This window comes from Candidatus Binataceae bacterium, from assembly GCA_035508495.1.
Taxonomy (GTDB): domain Bacteria; phylum Desulfobacterota; class Binatia; order Binatales; family Binataceae; genus JASHPB01.
The window spans coordinates 105,133-114,459 of sequence record DATJMX010000025.1; the positions used below are offsets into that span (position 1 = coordinate 105,133).

6 protein-coding genes and 1 rRNA gene are annotated in these 9,327 nt (G+C 62.1%); 6 read left to right on the plus strand and 1 reads right to left on the minus strand.

What is annotated here, in order from left to right; translation table 11 throughout:
• The first annotated feature begins 14 nt into the window (after nucleotides 1-14).
• On the plus strand, nucleotides 15-2,537 hold the full coding sequence (locus VMA09_09135; GenBank protein ID HUA33754.1) for an ATP-binding protein: 2,523 nt from the start codon (nucleotides 15-17) through the stop codon (nucleotides 2,535-2,537).
• Nucleotides 2,538-2,573: 36 nt separating this feature from the next.
• Complete coding sequence (locus VMA09_09140; GenBank protein ID HUA33755.1) at nucleotides 2,574-3,977, plus strand: nicotinate phosphoribosyltransferase; 1,404 nt, start codon at nucleotides 2,574-2,576, stop codon at nucleotides 3,975-3,977.
• Here the strand turns inward: VMA09_09140 and VMA09_09145 are convergent.
• Entirely contained in the window at nucleotides 3,974-5,020 is a 1,047-nt protein-coding gene (locus tag VMA09_09145) for a 3-deoxy-7-phosphoheptulonate synthase (GenBank protein HUA33756.1), read from the minus strand. The genes VMA09_09140 and VMA09_09145 overlap by 4 nt on opposite strands.
• Nucleotides 5,021-5,161: 141 nt before the next feature.
• On the opposite strand from VMA09_09145, the gene VMA09_09150 reads away from it, so the two are divergent.
• The 4 genes from VMA09_09150 to VMA09_09165 all read left to right on the plus strand — a co-directional run.
• Nucleotides 5,162-6,307, plus strand: coding sequence for a nitronate monooxygenase family protein (locus VMA09_09150; protein HUA33757.1), 1,146 nt, complete (start codon nucleotides 5,162-5,164; stop codon nucleotides 6,305-6,307).
• Nucleotides 6,308-6,414: 107 nt separating this feature from the next.
• The gene (locus VMA09_09155; protein ID HUA33758.1) at nucleotides 6,415-7,092 is read left to right on the plus strand and encodes an anti-sigma factor; all 678 of its coding nucleotides are present in this window, start codon (nucleotides 6,415-6,417) and stop codon (nucleotides 7,090-7,092) included.
• A 202-nt stretch (nucleotides 7,093-7,294) separates the two neighbouring features.
• Complete coding sequence (locus VMA09_09160; GenBank protein HUA33759.1) at nucleotides 7,295-8,503, plus strand: MFS transporter; 1,209 nt, start codon at nucleotides 7,295-7,297, stop codon at nucleotides 8,501-8,503.
• 390 nt (nucleotides 8,504-8,893) lie between these two features.
• Nucleotides 8,894-9,327 (plus strand): 16S ribosomal RNA (locus tag VMA09_09165); the annotation flags it as partial.

Consider the following 9,327-nt stretch of genomic DNA (forward strand, 5'->3'; position numbering starts at 1 on the left):
TCCGACAGGCCGGTATGACTGATCAAGGCGACCACTCTAACCCGAAACCCGACCTTGTGCCGGCCGCGCCGCCGGTCGAGCTCGCCGCGGCCGAGCTGCGGCTCAAGCTTCCTGTCGAAGCCGCCGAGCTCGAGCATTCCGCGTCTCAGGGTCAAGTCGAAGAGCTGCTCGGACAAGGCCGCGCACTTGATGCGATACGGCTTGCGATCGGTGTCGGCGGTCCCGGTTACAACGTATTCGTCTCCGGTCTTCGCACGCGCGAGGAGCGCAACACGGTCGTGCGGCTCCTGGCGGAGAAAGCCGCGTCGATGCCGACGCCTGGCGACTGGGTTTACGTTCACAATTTCAAAGACCCGGAATCTCCGGTCGCGATCTATCTCGAAGCGGGCCAGGGACTGGTGCTACATACGCGCGTCGCCGATCTTTTGACCTACATCGTCGACCAACTGCCGAAAGCTTTTCGCCGTGAGGATTTCGACCAGGAGCGCACGGCGCTCCGGGAGAAATACAACAAGCGCGCGCAGGAATTGTTCGGCGGCCTTGAGCAGCGCGCGCGCGAACGCGGCTTCGCCGTCCAGGCCGCACCCAACGGCCAGATCATTTTGATTCCGCTCATCGAGGGCAAGATGCCCGAGTCGCCTGAGGCGCTTAACCAGGCGATGCAGAAGAAGACTGATGCCGAGCGCGAGGAGCTCGCGCGCGTGCAGGCGGAGTTGCAAGAGCAGCTCGGGACGATCCTGCTCAAGCAGCAGGAGATCATGCGCGAGTTGATCGACGATATCCGCGAGATCGAACGCTCATTCGCGGCGCGTCTCATCAAGCCCGCGATCGCCGAGCTCAAGAGACACTTCTCGAATCCAGGCGTCGATTCTTACCTCGATGACATGAGCGACCACATGCTGCGGCATCTCGAGCGTTTCCGCGAGCGCGAGGCCGCTGAGCAGGGCCCGGTTCCGGTGCAGCCCGGGGGCGAAGAAGGTGGGCGCCGCTTCGTCGAGTACCAGGTCAACCTGATGGTTGATAACTCGCGCACCAAGGGCGCGCCGGTGATCATCGAAGACGCGCCCAACTATCGCAATCTGTTCGGCACGATCGAGCGCTGGATCGATCCGCTGGGGCGCACCGGCACCAACTTCACGCGCATCATTGGCGGCTCGTATATCAAGTCGCACGGCGGCTTCCTGGTTTTCGATTTGGAAGACGCAGTGGTCGAGCCGGGCGTGTGGAAGACGATCAAGCGAATCCTGAAGTCGGGCCGCATGACGATCGAGACCTTCGAGCCGCTGCCGTTCTTCGCGACCAGCGGCCTGCGCCCGGAGCCGATCGAAGTCGAGAACAAGGTGACAGTACTCGGCAGTAGAAATCTCTACAATCTGCTGTATTTCTATGATCAGGACTTCGGCGAGTTGTTCAAGATCAAGGCCGAGATGCGGCCCGCGGTCGATGCGAACCGCGAGGCGGCGCTTCAATATGCCGCACGGGTCGGAACGCTCGCGCGGCGCGAGAATCTGCCGCTCTTCGACGCCTCGGCGCTTGCGAAAATCGTCGAATTCGGGATGCGGATGGCGGGCGATCGCGATCGCGTGCTGGCGATGCTCGAGCCGATCGACGATCTGGCGCGCGAGTCGGCATACTTCGCCCGCGCCGATTCGGTCGAAAAGGTCAGCGCGCGGCACGTCGAGCGGGCGCTTATCGAGCGCAGGCTCCGGCTCAATTTTATCGAGGAGGAGATCCGCCGCCTCATCGCAAATCGCACGCTGGTCGTGAATATCACCGGCCGCAGTGTCGGCCAGATCAACGGCCTCGCCGTGCTCGATGTCGGTGGCTACTCGTTCGGTCGTCCTTCGCGCGTTTCGATCACGGTCGCGCTCGGACAGGCGGGCCTTATCAATATTGAGCGCGAGGCGCGACTTTCGGGAGCGACCCACGACAAGGGCATCATGATTCTGAGCGGCTTTCTGCGCTCGCGCTTCGCCCAGCAGCATCCGATTGCGATGACGGCGAGTATCGCGTTCGAGCAATCGTATTCGGGAATCGATGGCGACAGCGCGAGTTCGACCGAGCTCTACGGGTTGCTCTCTGCGATAAGCGGCGTGTCGATCCGGCAGGAACTCGCGGTCACGGGATCGGTCGATCAATTCGGCAACGTGCAGGCGATTGGCGGCGCCAACGAGAAGATCGAAGGCTTCTACCGCGTATGCAAGGCGATCGGTCTGACGGGCACGCAAGGCGTACTGTTGCCGCGTGCAAATCTCGCCAACCTGATGCTGGAGCCCGAAACGACGGCGGCAATCGAACAGGGCCAGTTCCACATCTACCCGGTCGATACGATCGATCATGGAATCGAAATCCTGACCGGCGTGCGCGCGGGCTCGATCGGCGAAAAGGGCACGATTAACGACCTCGTCGACACGCATCTCAAGCGCATGGCCGACGTGCTGCACGATCGTGCGCTCCAGGAGACGCGCATCGTCCAGGAACCCGCCGCGGCGCCCAAGCCGCCCACGCCGCCCGAGCCGCCGGAGCCGCAGCGATGATCGCATCGGGAATCGCTGCCGCGGCAGGAACGCGCGATGCCGATTGACCTGCGTCTCGACGCGTCCGAAGTTCCGCTCCTGACGGATCTGTACGAACTGACCGTGGCGGCGGCGTTTTTCGCGCACGGCCTCAACGACGCCGGGTCGTTCGAGCTTGGGATTCGACGGCTGCCGCCCGGACGCGGCTACATGATCGCGGCTGGTGTCGAGCGCCTGATCGAAGCTCTCGAGGAATATCGCTTCGACGAAAAGGCGATCGCGCATCTCAGATCGCTTGACCTGTTCACACCGGAGTTTCTCGACTACCTGGCGAGCTTTCGCTTCAGCGGCGCGGTGCGCGCTCTTCCCGAGGGCACTATCTTCTTTGCGGGCCAGCCAGTTGTTGAGATTCACGCGCCGCTCATCGAAGCGCAGCTCATCGAAACGATCGCGCTCAACCAGGTCGGCTTCGCGTCGATGGCGGCGACCAAGGCGGCGCGATGCGTCGGCGTCGCGGCCGGCAGGCGGCTTATCGATTTCGGTCCGCGCCGCGCGCAGGGTGCGGATGCGACGCTGATCACGGCGCGCTCGAGTTATATCGCGGGCTTTCACGGCACGGCGAACGTGCTCGCCGGGATGCGCTACGGAATCCCGGTGTTCGGCACCATGAGCCACAGCTTCATCATGGCGCATGAAACCGAGCGCAAGGCCTTTGAGGATTTCATCGACAACTTTCCGAAGCTGAGCACGCTGCTGGTCGATACCTACGACACGGTACGCGGCGTCGCGATCGCGTCTGAAATCGGCGCGCGGATGAGAGCGCGCGGACTCAAGCTGCAGGCGATTCGGCTCGACAGCGGCGACCTGCCCGATCTCAGCCGCAAGGCGCGGCGGCTCCTCGATCAGGCAAATCTCAAGGACACGGCGATATTCGCGAGCGGTAATCTCGACGAGTACAAGATCGCCGAGCTGGTCGATTCGAGCGCGCCGATCGATGCCTTCGGTATTGGGACTTCACTCGCGGTCAGCGACGATGCACCCGCGGGCGACTTCACTTACAAGCTCGTCGAGTACAAGGGCACGGGGCGCCTCAAAACTTCGGCCGGAAAGCTCTCGACGCCCGGACGCAAGCAGATTTTCCGCGGCTTCAATTCGTCGGGAATCGCGATGGGCGATCTGATTGGGCTGCTGGATGAAAGCGCAAGTACGGTGACGCGCGAGTTCAAGTCGCCGCCGGCAAAAGTGACACCGCTGCTCGAGACGATGATGGAAGTTGGCAGGCGAATCATGCCGCGGCCGGAGCTCGCCACGATTCGAACCAACCTCGCATCGGGGCTCGCGGCATTGGACCCGCGAATCAAAATGCTGCGGCGGCCGGCGGAATATTCGGCGCGCCAGACCGCGGCGCTCGGCGCGCTCGTGATCAGTGAAAAATTAAAAGCCGAAAATCGCCAGGCTTAGCGGCTGGCCAGGGCGGCGGCGCAATCGAGCAGGCAGCGCTCGGTCGTCGGCCAATCGATACAGGGATCGGTGATCGAGACGCCGTATTTCAGCTTCGAGCGATCCGACGACAGCGCCTGATTACCGGGATACAGGTTGCTTTCGACCATTGCGCCGAGGATCGCGCGACTGCCGCCGCGTACCTGCTCGACCAGCGCCGCGAGCACCCCAGGCTGCTTGGTGTAGTCCTTGCTGGTCTGCGCATGCGAGCAATCCACGAGCACGCGCGCTTCGAGGCCCGCTGCGGTTAGCAACTGCTCGCATTCGCCGATGCTCTTGGCGTCGTAGTTCGGATTGTGACCGCCGCGTAGCACGACGTGTGTATCAGGGTTTCCGCTGGTGCGGATGACGGCCGAGAGGCCCTCCTGCGTGATGCCCAGGAAAGAATGCGGGCGCCGCGCAGATTGCACGGCGTTGATCGCGGCTTGCAGGTTGCCGTCGGTGGTGTTCTTGAACCCGACCGGCATCGAAAGTCCGCTCGCCATTTCGCGATGGGTTTGCGATTCCGTCGTGCGTGCGCCGATCGCGGTCCAGGCGATTAAATCCGCGATGTACTGCGGCGTAATCGGATCGAGCAGCTCGGTCGCCGCCGGCAGCCCCATCCGGTTGATCTCGAGCAGGAGCCGGCGCGCGATACGGAGGCCCTCGCGCATGTCGCAGCTATTGTCCATGTGCGGATCGTTGATAAGCCCTTTCCATCCGACGGTCGTGCGCGGCTTCTCGAAATAAACGCGCATCATGATGTAGAGGCTCGGGCCGAGTTGCTCGCGCAGCTTGACGAGACGGCCGGCATATTCGAGCGCGGCCTCTGGGTCGTGAATCGAGCATGGCCCGACGATGCACAAAAAGCGCAAGTCGCGTCCGGCCAGGATTGCGCGCATGGTTTCGCGCGCTTGGACCACGGTGCGCACGATGCCTTCATCAACCGGCATCGCATCTTTCAACTGGCGCGGCGGAACGAGGGCTTCCGTGGCGCGGACGTGAATGTCCTGTATTTGGTTCATAGCGAGACTCCCCAACATATAGGAAAGCGAAAGGCTAACAAAGGTGCATCGTGGCGATGCGCGGTGCGTCCCCGCGCAACGTTCAACTCTTCGCGCGCTGTGCTAAGGATCGATCAATTTCGCATCGGAGCACGCTCTAAGATGAAAACACCGATTTGTTCGATGCTTGGGATCGATTTTCCACTGGTTGCCTTCAGCCATTGCCGCGATGTGATAGCCGCGGTCAGTAAGGCCGGGGGATTCGGGGTGCTCGGCGCGACGGCGTTCACGCCCGAGCAGCTTGAGCTCGAGCTCAAGTGGATCGACGAGCATATCGACGGCAAGCCCTATGGCGTTGATGTCCTGATTCCGGAAAATCTCTCGGTCAAGAACGAGAAGGGAATCACCTACGGCGCGTTGCAGAAGCGCGTGCCGCAGGGGCATCGCGATTTCGTCAGCGGCCTCCTGCGCGAGCATGGAATCGAGCCGTCGCAGGCGATCGAGGGCGAGCGCCAGCGCTCGCCAGAAGCGCCAATCTCGATGCAGGCGGAGAACGCGCTCAAGCTGATCGAGATTTCATTTCGTCATCCGATAAAACTTGTTGCGAACGCGCTCGGCGTGCCGCCCGAGCAAATGATCGAGATGGGCCATAAGCATGGCGTTCCCGTCGCCGCGCTGGTCGGTGCGCCTGAGCATGCGGTACGCCAGGCGAAGGCTGGCGTCGACATTATCGTAGCCCAGGGCGGTGAAGCAGGAGGCCATTGCGGCGAGGTCGCGACGATCGTGCTGATCCCGGAAGTGATGCGCGCTATCAAACCGATCCGCAATATCCCGGTGCTCGCGGCCGGCGGAATCATGACGGGGCGGCAGATGGCGGCGTGCATGGCGATGGGCGCGTCGGGCGTCTGGACCGGCTCGGTATGGCTCGCGACGACCGAATCGGAAACCTCCGAAGTATTCCGCGAGAAGATGATCGAGGCGCGCTCGCGCGACACCGTGCGCTCGAAGTGCCGCACCGGCAAGCCCTCGCGCCAGCTCCGCTCGGCGTGGACCGACGCCTGGGAAGGATCGAAGAGCCCGGGCGCGCTGCCGATGCCGATGCAGAGCCTCATCAGCGAACCTGCGCTCGCGACTGCGCAACGCTTCGCCGAGCGTGGCGATCCCAAGGCGCGCGAGCTCGTGACGTACTTCGTTGGCCAGGGCGTGGGACTCGTCGACAGCGTGAAATCGTGCCGCACGGTGGTGCAGGAATTCATGGAGGACTTCGCCGAGGCGGTCGGCGATCTGAATGCCGCGGTTGAGGCGTGATCTGTCGTCGGCGCGCAATCTTGCGGTTGTGGCGATGCGGGCCTAGTCTCGAATTTGTATGAAATTATAGGAACACGGGGCCGGCGCCGTACGTCATGAACGTCTCGATGGCAGAAAGCGTGTCCAAAGCTGGTTCGATTACTCGAACCATCGACGCCGTCGAGCGAGTGCCGGTGCTGCAGCGCGTCGGCTTGTGGCGGGCGATCGCGGGGATGGCGGTCGCAATCGCGCTTGCCTCGACGATGGTGTCGATCGAATTTGCCGTCGCTCTTTCGCACCGCACCCATCTTCTGAATCGACGCATCGATCGGCTCTCGGCTGATGTTCGGCAGTTGCGCCACGTGCAATCGAGCACCTGGAACAAGCTCGGAGTGGCGCGCGTGGAGGCCTCGGAGGGCGAGCTCTTCGGCAAGATTCTTTTCGCGCCTGATCTCAAGCTCACGAAACTCGCGGGCACCATTGATAGCGCGGGCGCGACGGGAGTCCTGGCGGTGAGTCCCGCAGCGTCGGCGGCGATGCTCGGTGTGAGCGGCATGAAGGCCCTCGACGCGGGGATGGTCTATCGCATCTGGTTTTTCCCGCGCCGCGGCATCGCGCGCTGGGTCGATGATTTCCTGGTGAGCGACAACGGCAAAGCGACGATCGCCGTGGACTTTCCGCAAGCGAAATCCGCGCAGGGCACTATCGTCGTGACGATGGAGAGCCAGGACTACGCCGAAGAGCCCTCGGGCCCGGTTCAATTGAAAAGCGTCCCGCAAGTCGAGCCTCGCGGCCGCAAGAGATAATGCATCCGCGCTGTTCGTGATCCCGATCGACCGGCTGCGATCAAATTCCGTCATCAGTAGCGGACGCCGCATCGTTGTATTCAGGCTGACAGGGTTTATACCGGCCAGCGAAGCATAAGACGAAGTCGAGCGCGGGAGCGATCGCAGCCCGTGCCTTTCGCCGATGCGCTGGCGCATCTATCCTGTCGCTCGTGGACGGCCAATGAGCGATACGGTGCAAAGTGAGAGCGCCGAGGCGCACTCCGAAGGGATAGTTTACGGGCGCGCGTTCTGGCTGGTTTTTGCCGGGACATTTGCGCTCAACTTCGTCTTGAACCTGTTCGTTCTTTTTCCACTATGGATCGTCGAGCGCGGCGGATCGGCGGCTGCGATCGGCGCGATCATCGGGACCGGATCGCTGGCTGCATTGGCGGCGCGGCCGGGCCTGGGCGTGCTGATCGATCGGCGCGGATGCCGCTGGACGGCGATCGTGTTTCTCGTGCTGGACATGTTCGCGATTGCTCTCTATCTGCCGATTCATTCGCTGGGCGCGCCGATCTACCTCGTGCGCGCGCTTCACGGCCTGCTCGAAGGCACTGCGCGCGTGGCGCTATTCGCGATGGTCTATGAGATGCTGCCGCGCGGCCGCGAAGGTGAGGCGATGGCGATCTTCAGCCTGTCGGGAATGGTGCCCGGCGCGCTGGCGCCGCTGGTCGCTGAACTGGTTGTCAACTCGTTTGGCTTTGGCGCTTTCTTTGCCGTGGCGATTGCGCTTATCGCCGCTGGGGCGGCGACCGCGTATTTCACGCCCGACGATCGGCCAGCGCCGCATCATGTGCGAGCGGCGCAGAGCGGGCCGGGGTACCTGGCGCTCGGATTTGATCGCGATCTCCTGCCGCTCTGGATCGTCACGCTGCTGTTTGCGCTGGCGATCGCGCCGCGGCTTAGCTTCGTCACGCCGTTCGCATACCAGGAGGGCGTGCGCCGCGTGGGGATCTACTTCCTGCTCTACAGTGTGACGGCGATAATCGCGCGGCTGGGCGGCAGGCGGCTGATGGACCGCATCGGGCTTAATCGAATGCTGGTGCCGACGATGGCGACGCTGGGAGTAGGAATTGCGGCGCTGGGATTGATCGGAACGTGGGGGATGATGGATACGGCAGCGATAATCGGCGGTCTGGGTCACGCGTATCTTTATCCCGCGTTGAGCGGGCTCGTGATATCGCGAACGAAAATCGGCGCGATGGGCCGATCCTCGAGCGTTTACACGTCGCTTTACGACTTCGGCGCGATGGCGGGGCCGTATATGCTGGGAATCCTCGCGCACGCCTACGGATACAGCCCGATGTTCGTCGTTGCGGGCGGCTTTGCGCTCCTGGGCGCGGCCTATTTTGCGCTTGCGGAGCCTGATTCGATCGCATTCGGGAATTAGCGAGAGCGCTAAACCCTAACGGACACAAGGGCTATCTCGCTCGAGGCGGACAACCTGTGGACAGTCGAAGGGCAGCGACAAAATATTTTCGCTGACCCACTTTACAAGCGCGGCGGCGATGGTAGTATCTTCTCTCGTCAGCGCGAAAACGCTGTCGCAGGGAAGCTCGCTCTAAAAATTCTGTCACATTGTGTTGACCGGATCCGAACCGAGCGGTATTATTTCCCTTCGCCCTCAAAGGGCCGGTCTTTGAAAACTGAATAGTAGTGCATGCCAGTAATTGGGCGGCGGGGGATCCGGAATGGATCTGAAGCCTGTCCGATTTCTTTGAATTGCGGTCAGACCGTCTCTTTGCGCTAGCCGCGCATTGAGATTGGTGACAATGAGCCTTTAATGGAGAGTTTGATCCTGGCTCAGAACGAACGCTGGCGGCGTGCCTGAGACATGCAAGTCGTGGGAGAATTTCGTAGCAATACGAATAGTAAACCGGCGCACGGGTGAGTAACACGTGGACAATCTGCCTCGGAGACTGGGATAACTCGTCGAAAGACGGGCTAATACCAGATAAGACCACGGGGAGTTCGCTTCCTGAGGTAAAAGGTGGCCTCTACTCTGTAAGCTATTACTTCGAGAGGAGTCCGCGACCTATCAGCTTGTTGGTGAGGTAACGGCTCACCAAGGCTAAGACGGGTAGCTGGTCTGAGAGGATGGTCAGCCACACTGGGACTGAGACACGGCCCAGAGTCCTACGGGATGCAGCAGTCAGGAATATTGCGCAATGGAGGAAACTCTGACGCAGCGACGCCGCGTGGGTGATGAAGGCC

Excerpts from the sequence above, each read along its gene's own strand:
- VMA09_09150 (HUA33757.1), top strand. The coding sequence starts at position 5,162 with ATGAAAACACCGATTTGTTCGATGCTTGGGATCGATTTTCCACTGGTT.
- VMA09_09135 (HUA33754.1), top strand. The coding sequence starts at position 15 with ATGACTGATCAAGGCGACCACTCTAACCCGAAACCCGACCTTGTGCCG.
- VMA09_09140 (HUA33755.1), top strand. The coding sequence starts at position 2,574 with ATGCCGATTGACCTGCGTCTCGACGCGTCCGAAGTTCCGCTCCTGACG.
- VMA09_09145 (HUA33756.1), bottom strand. The coding sequence starts at position 5,020 with ATGAACCAAATACAGGACATTCACGTCCGCGCCACGGAAGCCCTCGTT.
- VMA09_09160 (HUA33759.1), top strand. The coding sequence starts at position 7,295 with ATGAGCGATACGGTGCAAAGTGAGAGCGCCGAGGCGCACTCCGAAGGG.
- VMA09_09155 (HUA33758.1), top strand. The coding sequence starts at position 6,415 with ATGGCAGAAAGCGTGTCCAAAGCTGGTTCGATTACTCGAACCATCGAC.